Origin of the sequence: Clostridium sp. UBA1652, assembly GCF_002320975.1 — a bacterium.
Lineage (GTDB): Bacteria > Bacillota > Clostridia > Clostridiales > Clostridiaceae > Clostridium_T > Clostridium_T intestinale.
This window is the reverse complement of sequence record NZ_DCLI01000039.1, coordinates 43,946-64,452: the sequence shown is the minus strand read 5'-3', so window position 1 is coordinate 64,452 and position 20,507 is coordinate 43,946. Positions and strand designations below refer to the sequence as shown.

The 20,507-nt window shown below is 32.0% G+C and carries 16 protein-coding genes; 4 read left to right on the top strand and 12 right to left on the bottom strand.

Annotated elements, in window-relative coordinates:
- Positions 1-158: 158 nt before the first annotated feature.
- The 5 genes from B3N22_RS06730 to B3N22_RS06710 all read right to left on the bottom strand — a co-directional run bounded on the left by B3N22_RS06730 (position 159) and on the right by B3N22_RS06710 (position 7,191).
- Positions 159-680: an HAD family hydrolase gene (locus tag B3N22_RS06730; RefSeq protein WP_286905686.1), complete on the bottom strand. Its 522-nt coding sequence runs from the start codon at positions 678-680 to the stop codon at positions 159-161.
- Entirely contained in the window at positions 677-1,621 is a 945-nt protein-coding gene (locus tag B3N22_RS06725) for a DNA-processing protein DprA (RefSeq protein WP_286905683.1), read from the bottom strand. Before B3N22_RS06725 ends, B3N22_RS06730 begins: the two co-directional genes overlap by 4 nt.
- On the bottom strand, positions 1,621-5,265 hold the full coding sequence (locus tag B3N22_RS06720; protein ID WP_286905681.1) for a UvrD-helicase domain-containing protein: 3,645 nt from the start codon (positions 5,263-5,265) through the stop codon (positions 1,621-1,623). Before B3N22_RS06720 ends, B3N22_RS06725 begins: the two co-directional genes overlap by 1 nt.
- Positions 5,266-5,330: 65 nt before the next feature.
- Positions 5,331-5,564, bottom strand: coding sequence for a single-stranded DNA-binding protein (locus tag B3N22_RS06715; RefSeq protein WP_286905679.1), 234 nt, complete (start codon positions 5,562-5,564; stop codon positions 5,331-5,333).
- Positions 5,565-6,049: 485 nt separating this feature from the next.
- Positions 6,050-7,191, bottom strand: a protein-coding gene (locus B3N22_RS06710) for an IS3 family transposase (RefSeq protein WP_286905677.1) whose coding sequence is annotated in 2 segments (ribosomal slippage) — positions 6,050-6,945 and positions 6,945-7,191 — 1,143 coding nt in all. Because the reading frame shifts where the segments join, the coding sequence is not laid out codon by codon here.
- Between the two features lie 172 nt (positions 7,192-7,363).
- Between B3N22_RS06710 and B3N22_RS06705 the strand changes: the two genes are divergently transcribed.
- On the top strand, positions 7,364-7,525 hold the full coding sequence (locus tag B3N22_RS06705) for a transposon-encoded TnpW family protein (protein ID WP_286905675.1): 162 nt from the start codon (positions 7,364-7,366) through the stop codon (positions 7,523-7,525).
- Between the two features lie 76 nt (positions 7,526-7,601).
- Entirely contained in the window at positions 7,602-9,272 is a 1,671-nt protein-coding gene (locus tag B3N22_RS06700; protein WP_286905673.1) for a recombinase family protein, read from the top strand.
- Between the two features lie 86 nt (positions 9,273-9,358).
- Here B3N22_RS06700 and B3N22_RS06695 read toward each other — a convergent pair whose 3' ends face one another.
- Positions 9,359-12,259: a YhgE/Pip domain-containing protein gene (locus B3N22_RS06695; protein ID WP_286905671.1), complete on the bottom strand. Its 2,901-nt coding sequence runs from the start codon at positions 12,257-12,259 to the stop codon at positions 9,359-9,361.
- Between the two features lie 236 nt (positions 12,260-12,495).
- On the bottom strand, positions 12,496-13,062 hold the full coding sequence (locus tag B3N22_RS06690; RefSeq protein ID WP_286905669.1) for a TetR/AcrR family transcriptional regulator: 567 nt from the start codon (positions 13,060-13,062) through the stop codon (positions 12,496-12,498).
- 304 nt (positions 13,063-13,366) lie between these two features.
- Here B3N22_RS06690 and B3N22_RS06685 point away from each other — a divergent pair, with 304 nt between their 5' ends.
- On the top strand, positions 13,367-14,254 hold the full coding sequence (locus B3N22_RS06685) for a phosphatidylserine decarboxylase (RefSeq protein WP_286905667.1): 888 nt from the start codon (positions 13,367-13,369) through the stop codon (positions 14,252-14,254).
- Between the two features lie 30 nt (positions 14,255-14,284).
- Here the strand turns inward: B3N22_RS06685 and B3N22_RS06680 are convergent, their stop codons facing one another.
- Entirely contained in the window at positions 14,285-14,650 is a 366-nt protein-coding gene (locus tag B3N22_RS06680) for a zinc ribbon domain-containing protein (RefSeq protein WP_286905665.1), read from the bottom strand.
- 30 nt (positions 14,651-14,680) lie between these two features.
- Positions 14,681-15,841 (bottom strand): Card1-like endonuclease domain-containing protein, encoded by a 1,161-nt coding sequence (locus B3N22_RS06675; protein ID WP_286905663.1) that lies wholly within the window; start codon positions 15,839-15,841, stop codon positions 14,681-14,683.
- Positions 15,842-16,042: 201 nt separating this feature from the next.
- Here B3N22_RS06675 and B3N22_RS06670 point away from each other — a divergent pair, with 201 nt between their 5' ends.
- Positions 16,043-16,762 carry a GntR family transcriptional regulator gene (locus B3N22_RS06670; protein WP_286905661.1) on the top strand — a complete coding sequence of 240 codons (720 nt, stop codon included), beginning with the start codon at positions 16,043-16,045 and terminating at the stop codon, positions 16,760-16,762.
- Here the strand turns inward: B3N22_RS06670 and B3N22_RS06665 are convergent.
- From B3N22_RS06665 to B3N22_RS06655, 3 genes are read right to left on the bottom strand one after another with little or no spacing between them, the layout of a single operon-like run.
- The gene (locus tag B3N22_RS06665) at positions 16,759-17,817 is read right to left on the bottom strand and encodes a family 8 glycosyl hydrolase (protein WP_286905659.1); all 1,059 of its coding nucleotides are present in this window, start codon (positions 17,815-17,817) and stop codon (positions 16,759-16,761) included. The two genes, B3N22_RS06670 and B3N22_RS06665, sit on opposite strands and share 4 nt — an antisense overlap.
- 29 nt (positions 17,818-17,846) lie before the next feature.
- Positions 17,847-19,052 (bottom strand): alginate O-acetyltransferase AlgX-related protein, encoded by a 1,206-nt coding sequence (locus tag B3N22_RS06660; RefSeq protein ID WP_286905657.1) that lies wholly within the window; start codon positions 19,050-19,052, stop codon positions 17,847-17,849.
- 11 nt (positions 19,053-19,063) lie between these two features.
- Entirely contained in the window at positions 19,064-20,482 is a 1,419-nt protein-coding gene (locus B3N22_RS06655) for an MBOAT family O-acyltransferase (RefSeq protein ID WP_286905655.1), read from the bottom strand.
- Positions 20,483-20,507 lie beyond the last annotated feature (25 nt).

Below are 20,507 nucleotides of genomic sequence, written 5' to 3'. Positions count from 1 at the left end.
AACAAGTAAATTTTTGACCGACTCTCTTCAAGCGGAGGCTAAACAAATAAAGACCACTTCAAAGTATAACTTTGGGGGAGGTCTTTATTTTGTCTTTTATTTCATCGACACACCACAACTAATTCATTAATATCTTTATCACTTGTGAGATTCACTGATCATACAGAGATTACATTCAGGTTTAACCGTTGCAAATCCTGAATTACTCTCTGATTATCTTCGTAAAAAATTAAGTGTTCAATACCGCATACAAGTAGTTCAGAGATTTTCACTATATCCTCTGTCACTTCAAGCTTACTGCTGAATAGGACTCTCTTAAATGCATTGCTAATTTTGTAGTAATCCAAAATTGCTAATACTCTAGTCTCATCAGCACTTGTCCATAGAATACACAATTCAACATTTTGATCTTCTAAAAGTTGAATTAATGATTTGTTTGGAATAGTCTCCTTCAAGTTATTTATAAAGTACTTCTGCTTTAATTCTATGATTTTATTTTTTTGTATGCTATTCAAATCTGGATATCTACTAAAAACAACATCTCGAGTAATCCTTTTGCAATCAACAATAGATGCTAATCCAAGCAAATTTAATGCATAATTGTAAGAATCATTATTTAATAAATCTGTGTATATCAGCGTATTGTCCAGATCAAATACATGTCTCTTCATTGTTATCATAATAGTGTCAACTGCTCACCAATATTAGGTTCCGCATCTAAAGATAAATTAGGATTCGCTAACGATTTAATAAGATCAATCGAACTCGGCATCAAAATTTTCACTTGATCTGCGCCTTTACTATTTACTAAATCCTTATTTAAACCGAATCGCTTATTGTCTTCATCCATCTTGCTATTATACATAGCATATCGTTCTATTTCATACTTCCTTGCGGCTTCCATTGCATGACGAGAACCACTGTCTCCTTCTTCTTTTCTATAACTAGCTATCAGAATAATTGCTTTTGAAAACATTGCTTGCAATCTATCTCTTTCAATAAATCGATTTATTGCTTCATATTTTGAAGTAGCATCTTTATAATATTCAGAAACTAACAGACCGCCTTTTCTGACGATTTCTTCTGCAAAATCTCGATTTTCAGTAGGATATACTTTACCCAATTGAGATGGTAAAATGGCGATTGTCTTGCCGTTTGTTTCCAAGCTAGTTTTGTGAGCAATTGTATCACAACCTATTGCCAATCCACTTACTATTACAAGATCGTTTTTAACAAGTCTTCTAACTATATCAGTCTCTCTTTTTATAATTTCTTCGTCTGGATCTGTCAGTCCTATAACTGCGATATTCTTATTCAAATCATTAAGTAATGATAAGTCACCCCTATAAAATAATAAATATGGTTTGTCTCCATTATTTTTAACTTTTCGGTTAATAAATGGGAACTCATCATCATAAGCACAAATGATTCCTTCTTCTCTATCTGTTGAATCGAGTTCGCTTGATATTTTTTCTGATGTCTTAATAACTCTATCATCATTCAATACTACTTTATTAAACTTTTCCCTGTCCGCAAAGTTTCCCCAAAATTGCGCATTTGTTTTTACTATGCCACACTCTTTTGCAGCAAGTACCCTTAATCCAATATCTGAATACTTCATTAGATCCTCCTCGTATACCCGATTGAATAAAATATCACTTTATTCGCACCATTATCAAGTAATGCTTGGATACAGTCTTCATCTATATTAACATTTCTTGTATATATATCGTCGATAAGAATAATGTTTTGATTCATTATTCTAGTTTTGTCTATTTCACAAGTAGCAACAGTGATCCCTGGATATGGTTTATCGCCATCATTAGCAATACCAGATGCATTGCCCAGATGTGTTGTACGAGTATTTACTACTCTTTTAATACAATCCGTTCCATCAATCGTGCCACGAATATTATTAACAGCAATTTTTATTGCTGCTTTAAACATTAGCTGGGAATTTGAAAATGATTTTAATGATTTCGCTCTAGGTACGCAAACAAGCATACAATTTGACATGCTTTGTTCTTTTATTATTTGCGGTAGATCATCTTTCAAAATTTCTATAACCTTGTCTCTTGCTTCTATTAAGTTTTTATGTGTTTCTGACTCGAAAGTATTTTTCAACGTATTCAAAAAATCAGGATTTCCCGGTTGTCTAAATCCCGTATAGTTCTGATGATAATATCCAATAGTATTTCTTTTCAAAAAATTATTTCTTTCAATGATGAATTCGTTACTCATTATATCCCCCATAGTGATAATACACAGCTCATTTAATGCTCTTGTATACGCTACATATTTTTCGTTTTGCGTCATCTGATGTGGTATAGCATAAACTCTTTCAAACTCTAACCCCTTAGCTAGGCTTATAGGTATGACATTTAAAAACCCTCTTTTTACTACACATTCATCATCTTTAATCACATTGACTTTTTCAACAGCACCAAAACGATATTTTGACTCTATGTTCTCATATAATGGAATGTTTTTTATGATAAGAGCGATTCTGTCAGTATCGTCAAGCTGAATTACTGAACTAATCTCACTTATATCACATTGCTTTACAGAACCATCAATTCCAATTGGCATCATGTCAATGCCGAACTCCGAGTTAATAAACTCTGTTATCTGATGAGCGTTTCTGTAATTTTCATTTATGCTGTACATCTTCCAATGGTTTTCTACTACTTGTTCTACTTCATTTTCATTCAAGCCTTTAGGATTGATACTTTGTTTAATGTCACCAAACAGATTGAATAAAGCATTAGGGAATATCTGCTTATATAGTGATATTTCAGTAACCGCATAGTCCTGAAACTCATCAACAAATATTAGTGTACGTTTATCATGTAGACTATTAAAAATTGCATTGCACCCTACTAAATGCAGAAATGCTTCGAATTCATAAGTGAATTTGCAATCTATTCTGTTATTTTTCTTTATATCAACAATCAATTGCCTGATAATTTCAGATAAATAATCATAGCTTTGCCCATTAACAAACCGTTCAAACCGGTTTATTTTTTCTGCAACTGCTTTGTAGCTATTAAATAGTTGTAGAGTAGTGCTATAACGAACTCCTAGATGTGGAAATCTGCTTAAGATATCTTTGTTTTGGCTGTTACTTCTCCCTAAAACATTGAAATATCCAAACACATCACTAAATATGTCATCCGATACCGAAACTTCATTCCTATTATTTTTCTTTGTATAGACAGTTTTATCAGATAAATCCCAGTCATTAATAAGATTTTCAAGTACTTCTTTTTTGCCTTCCAATGTTTTGTCATTTGAATTAGATGAATTTAGAGACTCAGTAAACTTTTTTAATTTTTCGATAGCATTTTCCAAAGGCAATTTCGAAACTACTTTTTTTACATTCTCATAGATATCATTTAGTGATGCATTCTTTGCATATGCGTCTGAAATGTTACTAAACATTAAGCCGTCTTCACAGAAATATCTATACTCATCCAATATTCTCGCATCTTCGAGTTCTATAAACTTCTCACGCTTTTCACTGTCAGATAATACAATTGCAATGACATCTCCTTTAAATGCTTTGATGAAACTATCACTATAAACAAGCTTAATAAAATCAGCATCTATAAAAGAATTCGATGTGATTTTTCGGAGATCTAAACTATTAAATACATTATTTTGATTATAGTACTGTCTTATCAGACTAGCGTTGAATAGCTCAATTGCAAGCCTATTCGCTAAATTAATCTTCAATGTTTGCGACAATTCATCATTTTCTAAATTCAGCAACCGTGTCGGAGAAATTATATAAATACTCTTGATATCCAAATCTTGATTATTGAAAACCATATATGAAAGGCGATGTAGCATTATCATTGTCTTTCCAGAACCAGCACACCCTAAAACAAGCATACTTTTCAAAGCATCATAGGTAATTATTTCATACTGATTTCTTTGGATAGTCTGAATAATATCGTGTGTTTTCTTATCACCTCTGTTTGCACTTATGACTTTTATCAGAAATTTGTCAGAAATCACGTTGTCTTCTATATTGCTAGCTCCGTAGTCACCTTTTCTAGAATATTTATCGATAAAGCCACGATAAATTCCAGAAATAATCTCAAAATCACGTACTAGCGAAAGGTTATGCTCTTCATTCCCAATGTAGATATTATACTGGTAGTATAGATTACAGACTTTATCTCTCCAATCAACAACCAGGTTATTTATTGCATTTTTGCCAATATAGAATTTCAAATTTTTACCGTGATCAACTCGAGCAAAATATGGATTATTTCTAATCTCTCTCCATAAATCCAACTCTTTAATTGCAATTTGATGCTTTTGATGAATTGAAGAATCATAGCTATCAGAAAAATCATTATACCCATATTTTATGAGACTCTCTTCTTGACTTGCACTTTTCAGGTTTTTATCCGCGACTTCGCATACTCTAACAAAATGCTGTTGTTCTTCTATATCTTCTTGCTCGTTTTTTGGGTCTTTTAAGAACTCTTCTCTCTTTAAGAGTTTGTCCGTCTTTTGCATAAACAAATGCTTTCCAATAGCATCAGGATATGAGAAAACAGTAGTCTTTGCTTCGCCATTAAACCTTGCATGTATGTAATTATTAGTTGAATCAAACTCAACAAATACACCTTCTCCATAAATATCATGATAGAGAGGTGTCACATTTTTCTTAAACCCTCCCGATAATTCAATCTCTTTTATTTTTTTAAGCCGTAACTGTTCTTGTGCCCGGCGCTCTTCTTCTTGTTTTATTTCTAATTCATTTTTTTCCTGTATTCTACGTTCTGCATCTTTCTTTCTCTGGAGTGCTAGCTGCTCTTGTAGCTTTCTTTCCTCTTCTTTTCTCCTTTGAAATTCCAATTGCTCTTGTCTCTTGCGCTCCTCCGCTCGCTTCCTCTCAAACTCTAATTGTTCTAGACGCAAACGCTCAATTTCTTGCTCCTGTTTAAGCTTTAACTGTTCTTGACGCTTTTCCTCCTCCACTTGTGCCTGATGTTGCATGTCATTTCTTTCAAGAGGGTTCGAAACAAACAAGGTTTTGCCAACAACAGCCTTATCACGTTCATGTTTCTTATATTTATATTCAACAATTATTGTTTTTTCCTTAATCGCACAGACTGTGACCAGTTCACCGTTTTGAGCAAATAACTTCTGCCCAATTTTGAGTCCAGTCTCACTGTCATATGTTTTATCAACTTCCGTTTTTATATTTTCAACATTCCTTTTTCTCTTAAAAAAATCGAAAAAACCCACATCTACACCCCTTTTTCTCAATTATAATGAATCCATTTTGCATTTATATAAAATCTTAGATTGAATTATCTGTAAACATATCTCTGTTGACCTGATGACGTCTTTTCAATCGGAACAACCCTTATATCAGCTGTTTTTATATAATTGAGAAATAAGGTACCAAGGAGCAATCGATCACTGCGAGAAATCCTATTCCACTCGTATCCCTTAAATAGGTCTCGCAAAAGGAAAACTTCTCCATGTAATAGATTTGACAACTCATCTTTTGCTTTATCTAATAATTCATTCACAGTTGGCATTTTTTCTTACCTCCCACATCAATAACAATATCAACAACATTGTTATTCTAATTATACTCTCATAGGAAGTTTTTTACAAGAGAAACCAACCAAAATTCATTTTTATCTACGGGATAAAATCAGCTTTTCCTCTTAATATAACTTGAGAGAGAGGATGATATTGCTTAATAAAAATAAATACTGGCATAACCGTAATAATAAATAGACCTAATTACTATACCCACACCGGGCAATGCAGTTAGGTCTGTTTTTTATTCTTTATTTTCAGCTTCAGCGGCCTTCTTGCGAGCATAGCTGGCTCGTCTGTTTCTACGATTACGCTCAGCTTGGCAATCCCAACTGTCACAATATAGTTGACGACTCGAATGTCGCACAAAATATTTGCCACAGGCAAGGCAGGAGAGAATGGTGCCTTGCGATTCAAAATAGTTTAAGTCTTCATCTTGGATCTATGTCAATATCTTAGACACAAAAAGTTGAACTTTTTATGCAATTTTTCTAGCTAAATCTTCACATTTTTGTGGAGATATGTAACCAATGCTTCCATGTATTCTTTTTCTGTTATACCAGGCTTCTATATATTCAAATATTGCTAGTCTTGCTGTATCATAATCAAAGTAATTAACAAGGTGAACTTCTTCCTTTTTTAGAGAAGCATGAAAAGACTCTATACAAGCATTGTCATAAGGACATCCTTTACCGCTAAAGGAATGCTTAATTATTTTAGTGCTATCTATGTATTCCTTGAAAGCGTAGCTTGTATACTGGCAACCTAAGTCACTGTGTAAAACAAGCTGCTTAGTTGGCTTCTGGAGCTTAATAGCGTTTTTTACGGCCTGTAAGGCAAGTGTTGTATCTATAGACCTAGACATGTAACCAATTATTTTTCTGCTGTATAGGTCCATAACTGAGGCTAAATAGCACCAGCCATCTTTCACTGTGTGAATATAAGTTATGTCTGTTACCCATTTTTCATTAATTGTCGTAGTCTTAAAATCTCTTTTTAAAACGTTTTCCTGTGCTTTTATTTTCGTTTTGGATGAAGTAGGTCTATATTTTTTTACTATTACAGATTTTATCCCCAGTTTCTTCATTAATCGTTGCGTTTTCTTTAGGCTAATAGTTATCCCTGAAGACTTTAAAGCTTCGTTTATCTTAACTGCTCCATAACGATTTTTGCTCTCTTTGTGGATATCTGTAATTTTTTCTTCTATCTTTGTATTTTCCATCTCTCTATTGCTAGGCTTTTTATGTAAGTATTTATAATAAGAGCTCCTAGACACCTTTAAAACCTTGCACATAAGCTTAATATCATGATATTTTTGGTTGTTAGTTATGAATTCAAATACAGTAGTTACTTCCTTGCGAATATGCCCATGGCTTTTTTTAATATTTCATTTTCCTCTTCAAGCCTTGCCATTTTCTTTAATACAGCTTGATAATCTGCAGCTGTTATTGTTGTATCTTTATCCACAGCTACAGGCTGGTTTTTCTTTATCCATCCAGTTATCGTTGATTTTGATAGGGCATACTCACTACTTAACTCTGCTAAGCTCTTCCCAGCATTATAAAGCTCTACTATTGTGTTCTTGAATTCTTCTGTGTATTGTTTTTGACCTCTTGCCATTTTAAACACTTCCTTCTCTTTCTCTATTCTAAAGTGTTCGGCTTTCCGTGTCTACAATATTATACTAACACCAATCCAAGCAAAAAGCTGTAGAGATCAGACCACCCCTATCGGTCTAAAAAACTATAATTGGAGTAACGATCGTTACGCCATCTCGAAAGGAGGAAGCCCCATGGATGAAAAAACCGTAAGCGTCACCGAAAAAGTAATCGGCGACACGCTCTATATTATAGAATCGGCAGTCAGTAGCACTGCCAAGGAAACTGCTTATGACAAGCTGAAACGCATGATACTTAATGACACTGCAAGCCTTGAAATAAAAAAGGCTTCTTAGCCAAAATAACTTGACTTCTTCACAGTAGTACGGGAATATAGAGTACCGCTTGAAGACTGTCGGAAAGGAGGTAAACATGAATAACAGACAGTCTTATACTGCTGTGAAGAACAACAATAAAATAACCGCTCTGTATTGCCGTCTTTCACGAGATGACGAGTCTCAGGGTGATTCAAACAGCATTAAAAACCAGAAAACCATTTTACAGAAGTACGCAGATGACAACGGTTTTTCTAACACAGAATTCTTTGTGGACGATGGCTATAGCGGCACGAACTTTGACCGCCCGGATTGGCAGCGCCTTTTATCCCAAGTGGAAGAAGGCAACATCGGCACCGTCATTGTAAAGGACATGAGCCGTCTTGGAAGAGACTATCTTAAAGTAGGTTACTATACCGAGGTACTATTCCCTGGCTCTGATATCCGTTTCATAGCCATAAACAACAATGTGGACAGTGCCAATCAGCAAGATAGCGATTTTACACCGTTCCTTAATATCATCAACGAATGGTATGCTAAGGATACGAGCAAGAAAATCCGCTCCGTCTTTAAGTCGAAAGGACAATCCGGCAAGCCGCTCTGCACCAATCCACCATACGGCTACACTAAAGACCCGGAAGATAAGATGCATTGGGTAGTTGATGAAGATGCTGCCAAGGTAGTCAAAGAGGCATTTCGCCTTTGTATGCAAGGTTATGGCCCTACGCAGATAGCTAAAGAATTCAGCAATAGGAAGATAATGAATCCAACAGCTCACGCAAAGGCAAACGGAATCAATATCCCGGACAACAGAGGTCATGACGATAATTATATCTGGCGAGGCAGCACAATAGTTCATATGCTTTCAAGGCAGGAATACTTAGGGCATACGGTAAACTTCAAAACCTATCGCAAGTCTTATAAGCAGAAAAAGCAGATGAAGAATGACCCGTCAGAATGGATGATTTTCGAGAATACCCACGAAGCGATCATCGAGGAGCCAGTTTTTGAAGTAGTGCAGAAAATTCGAGATGGCAGGCGCAGGCTTACACCAATGGGGGAAATGCCAATCCTCTCAGGTATGCTCTTCTGTGCTGATTGTGGCAACAAGCTATACCAAGTACGTGGGCGAGGTTGGGAACATGACAAAGAACATTTTGTATGTGCTACCTATCGTAAGATTAAAGGCGGCTGCAGTTCTCACCAGATACGCAATGTGGTAGTTGAGGAATTGCTCCTTGACGGTATTCGCCGGGTAACCGCTTATGCCAGAGAGCATGAGAATGAATTTGTGGAGATGGTTACCAAGAAAACAAGGACAGAGCTTGACAAAAGTATGCGTGACGGAAAACGAGAATTAGAGCAGTCACAGGCTCGTATCAAGAAGCTGGATGATATTATCCAAAGGCTATATGAGGACAATATCGAAGGCAAGATTTCCGATGAGCGTTTTGCCAAGATGACCACCAATTACGAAGCCGAGCAACATACCCTTGAAAGTCGAGTGGCAGACCTGAAATACACAATGACTACAGAGAAGGAAAGCGCACTGGGTGTAGACCACTTCCTCGCCTTGGTAAGAAAGTACACAGATATACAGGAACTCACAGCGGAGATTATCCGGGAGTTTGTTGAAAAAATCTATGTTTACAAGGCTGAGCGCATTGATGGCAGACGAGTACAGCGTATCAAAATCGTTTATAACTGCATTGGCGAATTTGACCCACCGGTTTCTAAATCCACCACAGAACAAGAAAAATCGGCATAGCCGGTAATACATACCAAACTATGCCGATATTTTTCCGGGATTAAAAATCCCTAAGACGCACCCTCTAATTGAGTGCTCTTTTTTTATTACATTGCTTGGCTTTTTATTTCTTCTAATCTACTTTGTATGATATTACCTTTTCTTCTCAATATTACTGATAAACCTACAAATACCACTAATATTGCTCCAAAAATAGTTGAACATTGTACAATTACTGAAGTATCAGTTCCTGATATGGCTTCCCTTAATGCTTTTACTGCATAAGTAAATGGCATATATGGATTTAATACTTTAAATAAATTTGGAACCACCTCAAGTGGGAATGTTCCTGCACAAGCTGTTAATTGTAGTATTAGTAAAACTATAGCTATCAGCCTTCCTGCATCTCCTAATGTACTTATAAAGAATTGCATCATAGCTACAAAAGTTAGTGACATAAGTATATTAAAGAAGAAATACATAGGTAAATTTGAAGGATTTAATCCTAAACCTAAAACAACTAAACTTGCTAAAACAGCTTGGATTACTCCTACAACACCATAAATTACAAACTTTCCTAAAACTACAGATGTTGAACTTACATCTTTGCCTTCTCTCTCTTCCTTAGACTTAGGTGATATTACAAAGAACATCATAAGAGCTCCAACCCATAATGATAATGGGATAAAGTAAGGTGCAAATCCTGTTCCATAATTTTTAACTTCATCTATAATCTTATTGTCCATAACTACTGGCTCTGAAATAAATGTTCCCATTTCTTCTGGAGTATTAACTAAGTTATCATCTAGCTTATCAGCGCCATCTTTTAAACTTGTTGAAAGTTCATTAGAACCATCTGAAAGCTTAACCACGCCATCTTTTAACTCTGGTATATTTCCTTGAAGTTGTCCAAGTCCATTTGTTAACTGTGAAGAACCTTCATATAACTGCTTAACTCCACCTGTTAAGGTTGGAACACTATTTATTAGTTCTTTTGCTTTATTAACATTTCCAGAAGTTAAAGCATTGTTAGCCTTATTTAATAAATCTTGATTATTTTTTACATCATTTTGAACTGTCTTTATCATAGCTACATATTTAGGACTATCATTGAGTAGACTAGTCATTTTGTCTGTATTCAAGCCATTTAATAATGGTTTTGCAGAGTTTAAATCATTTTGAATTGACTGCAATTGTGGTATTAAAGCTTGAACATCTTTATTACTCATAGTTTTTGATAATCCACTTGCTAAAGTAGTAAGTTCATTTATAGTTTGCTCATTATTATTTAAATCAACTTTTAGTTTATTAACTGTTGCCATAACCCCTTGTAAATTCTTCATATTCTCTGGTGTTATTAGTTTATCTATGGAATTTAATAATGGTTTCTCACTGTTTATTAAAGCCATAGTACTATCATAGTTTGTAAGTAAACTCTTTAATGCCTCAACACTTTGTGGGTTTGCTTGCATTAAAGCTAGCCTTCCATTTATAACTTTTGAATATTTAGCCACATCTGTGTTTAGTTTATCAAAAGTAGGCTTATAACCTTTTAATGCTTCAGTTAACTGATTCATATTATTAATATAAGTTAGTACTAAACCAGTTTCTTGTGGGGTTAATTCAACATTTTTTCCACTTTGTGCTGCGGTTTTCATTTTTAAAACTACAGCACCAAAGCCTTGTTGGAATTGTTGTTGTTTTGCTTGTGCTTCTGGATCAGTTGGAGATAAACTCTCATAAAGCTTATTTATACCTTGAAGCTTTGTATTTACATCTCCAAGTGTATTAACTATTGAAGATGGGTTATTAAGTATTCCTAGAAGCATTTGAGTATCCTCTTTGCTTATAAGTTTACTAGCTTCACTTAAAGTATTTACTGATGCTATAGCCTGCTTTAAATTCACTATTTGAGTTTGTAAATCTTGATTTAATAGTTCCTTTGGAACTTGGCTTTCTAAAGCTGTTATCTGCGCTTTTAGAACATTCGCATCGTCAACTAGAACATTTAACCCTTGCATTTTTTGTTGTAAAGATATTATACCTTGAGGATTGCTTGGATTAAGTTGCTCAGCTAAGTTTTGTATAGAAGGCTCTGACATTATTAAATTTAATCCCTTTGAGCTACCTAAAGATTGTATGTCAGTATAACTTTTTTCTATAAGGCTAACTGTTTCAGGATTAATTTTATCTAAATCAGATAAATCCATGTTTTGAAACTTATTAGCTACACTTATAGCTTCTCTTAACTTAGCTACAGTATCATCATTTAAATATCTAGATACCTTTACAAGTTCTGCTGGATTTATTGTTGAAACTTTAGAGTTAAGTACCCCTATTCCGTCATTTAACTGTTTAGATCCATCATAAAGTTTACTAACACCATCCTCTAAGGTTGGTATGTTATCTTTTAATGTACTCATTCCATCTGCTATTTGCTTACTTCCATCTGCTGCTTTATTCATGCCGTCTTTTACTGTATCAAACTGTTCAAAAGTAACTTTAGCATATTCTTTTGATATGGTTTGAGTAATTTGTTCTTTAATTTTATCTTCTACCTTTCCTCCTATTTGTGATGCTAAGAAGTTTTTCTTGTTATTAGAAGTGTAGATAATATCAGCTTTTACAGGAGTATCAGCTTTTGCACTGGTGACATTCTCTGAGAAATTTTCAGGAATTACAAACATTGAGTAATATTTGTCTCCATTTACACCATCAACTGCATCCTCATAACCTACAAATCTCCACCCCATATCCTTATTATCTTTTAGCTCATCACAAACATTTTGTCCGTAGTTTACTTCATCTCCGTCCATTGTTGCACCTTTGTCAAGATTAACAATCGCAACAGGAAGCTTATCCATTCTTGAATAAGGGTCCCAAAAGGCAGCTAAGTAAAGTAAGCTATAGAGTAATGGTACGATTACTATTCCTGCTACTGCAAATCTCAAGAATCTATTTTTATATATTGATGATAGATCCTCTTTAACTATTTTTAAGAAATTCATAACTTCACCTCTTACTGCTTTTTTGTACTGACTAGTCAGTTATATTTTGCATCTAAACTTTTTTCTTGTAAAGCATAATTTCTTTTATTTTTAGTTTAAGTAATCGTATATTTTCTATATTTAATCTATATTTCTTTAGTTTTCTTTGATTATCTTTGCTTATAAAAACAAAAAACACATAAAGCTACTGATGACTTTCAGCAAGCTTTATGTGTAAAATTTAATACTCATGTTTTTTATCTTTTTTCTAATCCTTTAAGATTGTATAATACAAGATTATCTACAATCTCATCTAAATTAATATGATCTATATTTATAACTTCATATACAGCAACAGATAATAGACTTCCAAAAAAGGCATAGGCCATAAAATTGGCATTTCCTTCTCTTATATATCCCTTCTTAATTGCATCTTTTATATAAAGTTCTATTCTGTCTACATATTTTCTTAATTGTTGCCTAAGTTCTAATTGTCTTATTTCCTGCCCCCATAGTTGACTTAATAAAACCTTAAAAAAATCTTTATTCTCATATAATGCTGCTAATTGAGCTCTGCAAATAGTTTTAAGATTATCTATAGGATTTTCATTTTTATCAACATAGTTAACCTTATCTGCTAATATTCCTAAACCTTCATTTATAATAAATCTAAAGATTTCCTCTTTACTTTTAAAATGATAATATAAGGTTCCCTTTGCTACCCCTGCTTCTAAAGCTATTTCATCCATAGTAGCACCATTATATCCGCTTTTAGAAAAAATTTTAATAGCCGCATCAAAGATCGACTTTTTTGTTTTATTCATTCCGCATCCTCTCCATATGTTTTGTCTTATATCTAGCTACTACACTACAAAATAGTAATTTAAAATTGGTACAACCCTAGATAGTTCAACTTGATAACTAGTCAGTATATTTAAACATATAAGCATATTAATTATATCACTTTAAATTATGAATAACTATTAATTTCTCACAGAATAAGTTTAGGGATGTAAATCAAAGATTTAGACCCTAACTTTTATTATACATGATTATTATTGAGTATTAATATTTTATATATATTATGTTAAAATTAAGTCTATAATATTTAAAAAGTGAGGGCAAATTATGATAAAAATCTATAATAGAGAAACTAAAGAATATGAAGAAGAAAAAGTGGCTGGTAGAAAATACATCGAATGGTCTTATTCTTCTCCCGTAGGAAAAAATATAACTGAGCTTTTGATAAAGAAAAAGCTATTTTCTAAAATATATGGCTCTTACTGTGATACAAGAGGAAGTATAAAAAAGATAAATTCGTTTATAAATGATTTTGATATAGATATGACTAAAAGCAGAAAAAAAGCATCTGATTTTAATAGTTTTAATGACTTTTTTATCAGGGAATTAACTGAGGAAGCTAGACCTATAGATAAAAATCCTAACATATTAGTATCTCCTGGCGATGGAAGATTAAGTGCTTTTGAAAACATAGATATGCATAAACTAGTTCAAATTAAGGGATTAACATATTCCCTAAAAGAACTTCTTCAAGATGATGAAGTAGCTAAAGAATATGATGGTGGGGTATGTTTAATATTAAGATTATGTCCTACGGATTATCACAGATTTCATTTTGTAGATAATGGGGTATGCGGAGAAAGTAGATTTATTAATGGAGGCTATTATTCAGTAAATCCTATAGCCTTAGAAAGAATACCTAAACTTTTCTGCCAAAACAAAAGAGAATGGAGTATATTTAAATCTGAAAACTTCGATGACATCATACATGTAGAAGTAGGCGCTACCTGTGTTGGAACAATAATTCAAACCTATAAGACTGGAGAACCCGTTAAAAAAGGCTCTGAAAAAGGTTACTTTAAATTTGGAGGTTCTACCACAATTTTATTCTTTAAAAAGGATACCTTAAAAATAGACGGAGATATCGTAGCTCAAACCGCTTTAGGATATGAAACTAAGGTTTTAATGGGCGAAACAATAGGTAAAAAAATATAGAAATTAAGCAGTACTCCCACTGAGTACTGCTTAAATCTTTTCTCCACAATATGGACAAAACTCATAATCTTCATTAAGTTCTTTATGACAGTTATTACAATAAGTTTTTATTACTCCTCTTTTTAGAACTTTTAAATCCCAATAGCTGATTTCTTCTATGCCTTTTTCTACATTTTTACCCTTCTCTTTATTGAGTTCATATGTAGTTCCACATTTACTACAGAATATAAAATACTCTTCTCCCCACTTAATTAAAGGTAAAAAGAAAAAGTGAAATAAAGAATACTCTTTGTATAGTTTCAAAGTTCCATCCTTACACTCTTTGCATGAAACATCTTTAATTTCTTTTATCTCTTTATGCCTTCTATCTATTCCAAAGATTCCTATAAAAAACATGCTAATCCCACCTTCTATATATTAACTCTATTATAAGTGTACTAGCTCTCCTTTTACAACCGCTTCCAAAGACTTTTTAAACTTCTCTCTATTTCCATCAAATATTACTATATTAATATCCATCTCTTTAGCTCTTGAAAACATGGAGGTCTTTAGTGGCTCCTTTGTTGCAACAAGAATCTTTTTTATATTATCTCCTCCAACTTTTTCACTATATACACTAAGCTCATTTAGTGCTACATCATCGTATTTAGCACTATCTTTACAGGATATACATATAAGCGTTGAATCTTTAATTGCCATAACATCAATTTCATTTTTAATTCTTGCCCTTTCATCATTCCATAAAAAAACCACACCACTTTTTACTTCATCTATCTGTTTAATTTCAGATATTACATCTTTCACATATGCTTCTAACCAGCTTCCACTCTTAAATATAAAACTTCTTATATAATCATTTTTAAACTCTATAGTTATACTTTCTGATTTTTCATTATAACTAAGCTGCTCATATTCTTTTAAGAACTTAAGAGTAGAAGTGCATATATTTTTTTCTTCATTAGTCAGAAACTCTAAATTAATTCTCATAATTCTAGAATCTATCTCGTCTACCATAAAAATTCTTTTATCATAAAGTCTATATTTTAAACTTTCCCATTTATCTAAGTTATTAGCTATGGTGTGACTTATTTTTCTAATAACTTCACTATTATCAATATCAGTAGATTCTACTAATATACTTCCTCCAAAGCTCTCTATTATCTCATCTATATCTAAATCCATATCACTGTGCTTATTCATAAATATCTGTCCATTTATAACTTCTAGCACCCTGCCCTTTTCTATATCAAGGCAAATACCTTCAAGATTATAAACCTCACATATATGCATTAATATAATATTCAATACTTTGTCTGAAGCGCTTAAATTTACGATACATTTCTTTTTTAAATATTTCTCTAGTTCCCCTATGATCTCTTTTAAATTAATATTTTTAATTATTATGCTATTAAAAATAATCTTAGGAAACTTTTCTTTATAAAACTCTTTTAAAGCCTCTAATCTATTTATACTTTTTTCTTCATCTTCACAAACATATATGACTTCTTTAGGTTTTATTTTTTCAGATAATAAAATACTTTCTTGATTATGGTCATCTAAAGAACTAATAAAAAAATCATAATTCATATTATTTTTACCTTTCTAGTTTTTTTATTAGTTTATCCAATTTTAAAAATAAATATTTTAACAGCCTGACTACATAAGTACTTGAGTACCTGAGCACTTGACTACCTGAGGACTCAAGTACTCAGGCTATCATGCAATGAAGGTACAAAATATAACTTTTAAGAATAATTTATAAGTATAAATTAAAAGGAGCTTAAACAAATGAAAATAAATCGTAATAAACACACATTACCAATCTATTATCAAATAAAAGAAATTTTAAAAGAAAAAATTGAGAATGAAGAGTATAAGGTAGGAGACTTTATTCCTTCTGAGATAGATCTATCCAATGAGTTTAATGTAAACAGAACTACAATTGTAAGAGCATTAGATCAATTAGTTAAGGATGGTTATATTTCTAAAAAGAAAGGACAAAGAACTGTCGTTATAAACAACAAGCTTCAAAGAAGTTTTAAAAACATTTTAACTGATTCAGATAGTTTCTTGAGTGGTAATATAAAAAATTACACCCTAAGTAATTCTCTATATTCAAATGAACTTCCCAGTCGTTATGCAACTCTATTAAATGTAAATGAAGGGTATAAGGCAATTGTAGTTGAAACTGAAATATCTTCCAATGATAGAGCTATTGGTCTTTTACAAAACCTAATAAAGAATGATATTATTCTTCCTAAAAATATAGATGAAATTGACTTAGATTTACGTGAAACTTTAGAAAAATATAATGATATAGATATAGTTAAGAAAAAAGAGATAGTTAATATTATTACTGCTCCAAAAGATATTCTTTCAATGAAAAAAGGTTCTCTTATAGTAAGATTCACAAGAATCTATTATATAGATAAAAATATTCCTATCTCATGTACAAATGCTTTTATTAACCCACTTGACTATTCTTATTCAATGGAAATGAATGTTTAGAGTCTTCCTTCTTCAATAAGAAATATCCAAAGCTTTAAAGAGCTTCCATAATAGCTATTGTCATCTTCTTCTTTAAGTTTATTTATAAGCTCCCTACTTAATGAAGATTTAGGTTTTATAAGTGCAGAGGAAGTGTATGAAGCTAAATAAGTAGTATTTATATAGCTTTGCAGCCCTTCTCCTCTGGTGCTGTATCCCGCTACTAGGTTATTTACACCTATTTTATTTAAAAATCCTTCTTGTTTTAATAATATATTTTTCGCTCTTGAATCCTCGCTTCTCTTATAAAAGCTTAATAACCTTATTGGAACTCTTACTGAATCATATCCAAGTATATTGTCTTTATCTTCAACACTACCATCTTCATTAATCCAATCTGGTAGAAATCCTGTATCTTTATCAGCATGCTTTTCAAGTAAACTTATGTTAGCTTCACTAACTTTCTTCCAATAATTTTTATCTTGACCTTCTATATTTTGAAAATCTAAATAATATAATGGTGCTATATATGAGGGATTAAGTTTTATATTATCTCTCCATTTATCTCCAGGCAGCAATATATATTCAGAAGATATATCATATTTTTTTATGGAATTTATCATATCACTTGCTGCTTTAGAATAATCCTTGTTATCCCACTTTTTAGCTGCAAGATGTAGGGCATAAGCTATGTCTTCATCTGCATCTGATGCTGAACCTTCTCCTATTACTTTTCCACTTTCATCTATCTGCCAATTCATAAGTCCATATTCATCTAAATAATTCTTAGTAAAGTTCCAAAGTTTATCAAACTCCACCGAATCATTTAGTGCCACAGCAAATAACATACCATAACCCATACCTTCACTTACTGTTATGTTATTTCTTTGTGGATCTATTACTTTGCTTCTATTTGAATCTACAGCTACTACAAAGCTTTTCTTCCATTTTTCATAATAATCTTTACTATACATATCCTTATCTTCACTAATATTATTATTTATAAATTTAAATATAAGTAACGATGTTAAAATAATTACAATAAATAGTCCTATAAACTTATATGTATTTTTCATAAAAGCTTTAACACCTACTTTTTTATAATTTATTTTTCATAAAACTTAAAGAAATCTTCCGTCAAGTCCTGAGGATAGAATGATACAAACACATAATCAGTCTTAACACTATCTATGTACTCTGGTATGTTCCCAGTATAATATCTTGGATCTACCATATAAATATCTGAACACACCGTTGATAAAAATGCTGCTAAGGCGACTGTATAAGAATCCTTCACAAATAGTAACTTGGGACCATTAGGTACTTTTTTGTTTACTACATGAACTATCCCTTGATTACCAAATAGATATGAAGAATACTTATCTCCTTCTAAAGCATATACTCCCTTATTTGTTCTAAATGGAGATATGGTCATAAGTGATTCCTCAAATCTTCCATTTAAATTGGTTTCTTGTTCTCCAGTTTTTGAGTAATATGTATAATCAGTATTAAACTTAGGATATATGAGTGTAAAATCATCTACTCCTGAATAAGGTATTCCTGTTTTTCTCCCCATTGAACCTACGTAAGAATCTTTATAAGTTATAAAATTATAATTATCTTTATTAGTGTAAAAATCAATGTCCTCTATGTTAGCTCCATAATTATTTTTTAAAGTATTAGCTAACTGTCCAAACTCCCAAAAAGCAGTTTCTATTTTCCAATGATGGTCAGTTTTAAAAAATAAGTCCTTTGGTTCAATGCCACTTTCAGCTAAATTTTCTCTTAAATCTATGGTTTCTATATTATTTTGCTTTAATAAATCAAGGAATGAATCTGCAGTTTCATTTGCATAATTATATGGAATTCCATAAGGTAAACTTGTATAACCTTTATAGTATTTGTCTGGTGGCATTATGTATGCAAACTTTACACTTTCATCTTTTAATCCATTTTTAAGTGCCTCAGTTCTTTTAACTAATTCATATACGGGATTAGCTTTATCTCCAAAAAAGGTGTAATGAAGCGTCCCATTATCATCTTTAACAACCCCAAAGTTTGATTCTTCATTTTTGCCCATTAGTTTTTGTAGATATCCATAAAAATCAATAAAAGCATACTTTCCATAGGTATTATCTTTAATTGATGCATCTATGTTTTTTATACTATTACTTATGGAAATATTCTTTTGGGCTTCTACTGTGTCAATTATAGGCTTATAATTATTTATTAGATTTGTTATCGACAATCCAAAGATTATTAAAACAATCAAAATAGAAGTTATAAGCTTCTTGAAAAAAAATCTCTCCATAATACCCCCTCTTAAAATTTAAAGTAAATGAAAGGATTGTAGCTACCCTTTACAATGTAAGCCATACATATTAAGAAGATACCTACTATTGCAAGTGGATATAATCCCTCTAAAATATTATGTCCCAAAGATTTATCTACAATAAATTTATTAACTTTTCTTGCTATTGGCGTAGAGAAAATTATTGCCGCTATTAGAAATACCAAATTTTCTTTTATAAACATGTATGTGTATGGACTCCAGAATCCCCCTTGTGTAAATCCAAACATTGAAGATATGTATTTTCCTGCTTCTAAAAGATCAGACGATCTAAATATTACCCACCCTAAATTTATAATAAATAATGCGTATATTCTCTTATATTTTGCAGCTATATCAATCTGATTAAAGGATATTAACCTTTCAAAGGCTATGAATACAAAATTTAAAAATCCCCATACTACAAAAGTCCATTCTGCTCCATGCCATATTCCTGTTGAAACCCATACTACTAATAGGTTTCTTATAAGTTTATCTTTATTTTTAACTCTAGATCCACCTAGAGGAAAATATAGATAATCCTTAAACCAAAGGCTTAAAGATATATGCCACCTTCTCCAAAATTCAGTAATGGATTTTGATATGTATGGATAATTGAAATTCTCTTCAAACTTAAATCCAAACATTAGCCCTATTCCTATGGCCATATCAGAGTACCCTGAGAAGTCAAAATATATTTGAAAGGTGTATGCTATAGAACCAAGCCAAGCTAAAGTTACTGCAATGTCAGAGTTTAAGTTCATTTGAAAAATTCTATCTACAATCACTGCCATACTATTAGATATTAAAATCTTTTTTCCCATACCAATTACAAATCTACAAGTTCCTACTGAAAACCTCTGCCAAGTAAACTTTCTATTTTTAATTTGATCTACTATATCTCCATAGCGTGAAATAGGCCCAGCTAAAAGTTGTGGAAATAATGCTATATATAATCCTACATATAGAGGATTCCTTTCTGCTTTAGTCTTTTCCCTATACAAATCTACTAGATACGATACTGCTTTAAAAGTGAAAAATGAAATTCCTATAGGTAAAGCTATCTTGGGCATAGGAATTTGATATCCTTGTAGTTGATTTATGTTTTTTATAAAAAAATTTAAGTATTTAAAAATAAATAATGATCCTAAATTACCTACACAACCTAATATTAAAAAATATTTACTATATGGTTTGTTTTTAAAGCCTACTATCAGATGCCCCACTACATAGTTAAAAATTATTGAGGCTATCATCAAAATTACATAATAAGGCTCTCCCCAAGCATAAAACCCTAGGCTTAAAAATAGTAATATATAATTCTGTAAGCTTTTAGAAAAAAAAGCTCCATAATATAATATTAAAGCTACTGGTAAAAAATATAATATAAATATAACACTTGAAAACAGCATTCTATTACCTCTCAATCAAACAACA

Coding starts and splice junctions, on each gene's coding strand:
- B3N22_RS06730 (WP_286905686.1), bottom strand. CDS start 680: ATGATAACAATGAAGAGACATGTATTTGATCTGGACAATACGCTGATA.
- B3N22_RS06725 (WP_286905683.1), bottom strand. CDS start 1,621: ATGAAGTATTCAGATATTGGATTAAGGGTACTTGCTGCAAAAGAGTGT.
- B3N22_RS06715 (WP_286905679.1), bottom strand. CDS start 5,564: ATGCCAACTGTGAATGAATTATTAGATAAAGCAAAAGATGAGTTGTCA.
- B3N22_RS06705 (WP_286905675.1), top strand. CDS start 7,364: ATGGATGAAAAAACCGTAAGCGTCACCGAAAAAGTAATCGGCGACACG.
- B3N22_RS06700 (WP_286905673.1), top strand. CDS start 7,602: ATGAATAACAGACAGTCTTATACTGCTGTGAAGAACAACAATAAAATA.
- B3N22_RS06695 (WP_286905671.1), bottom strand. CDS start 12,259: ATGAATTTCTTAAAAATAGTTAAAGAGGATCTATCATCAATATATAAA.
- B3N22_RS06690 (WP_286905669.1), bottom strand. CDS start 13,062: ATGAATAAAACAAAAAAGTCGATCTTTGATGCGGCTATTAAAATTTTT.
- B3N22_RS06685 (WP_286905667.1), top strand. CDS start 13,367: ATGATAAAAATCTATAATAGAGAAACTAAAGAATATGAAGAAGAAAAA.
- B3N22_RS06680 (WP_286905665.1), bottom strand. CDS start 14,650: ATGTTTTTTATAGGAATCTTTGGAATAGATAGAAGGCATAAAGAGATA.
- B3N22_RS06675 (WP_286905663.1), bottom strand. CDS start 15,841: ATGAATTATGATTTTTTTATTAGTTCTTTAGATGACCATAATCAAGAA.
- B3N22_RS06670 (WP_286905661.1), top strand. CDS start 16,043: ATGAAAATAAATCGTAATAAACACACATTACCAATCTATTATCAAATA.
- B3N22_RS06665 (WP_286905659.1), bottom strand. CDS start 17,817: ATGAAAAATACATATAAGTTTATAGGACTATTTATTGTAATTATTTTA.
- B3N22_RS06660 (WP_286905657.1), bottom strand. CDS start 19,052: ATGGAGAGATTTTTTTTCAAGAAGCTTATAACTTCTATTTTGATTGTT.
- B3N22_RS06655 (WP_286905655.1), bottom strand. CDS start 20,482: ATGCTGTTTTCAAGTGTTATATTTATATTATATTTTTTACCAGTAGCT.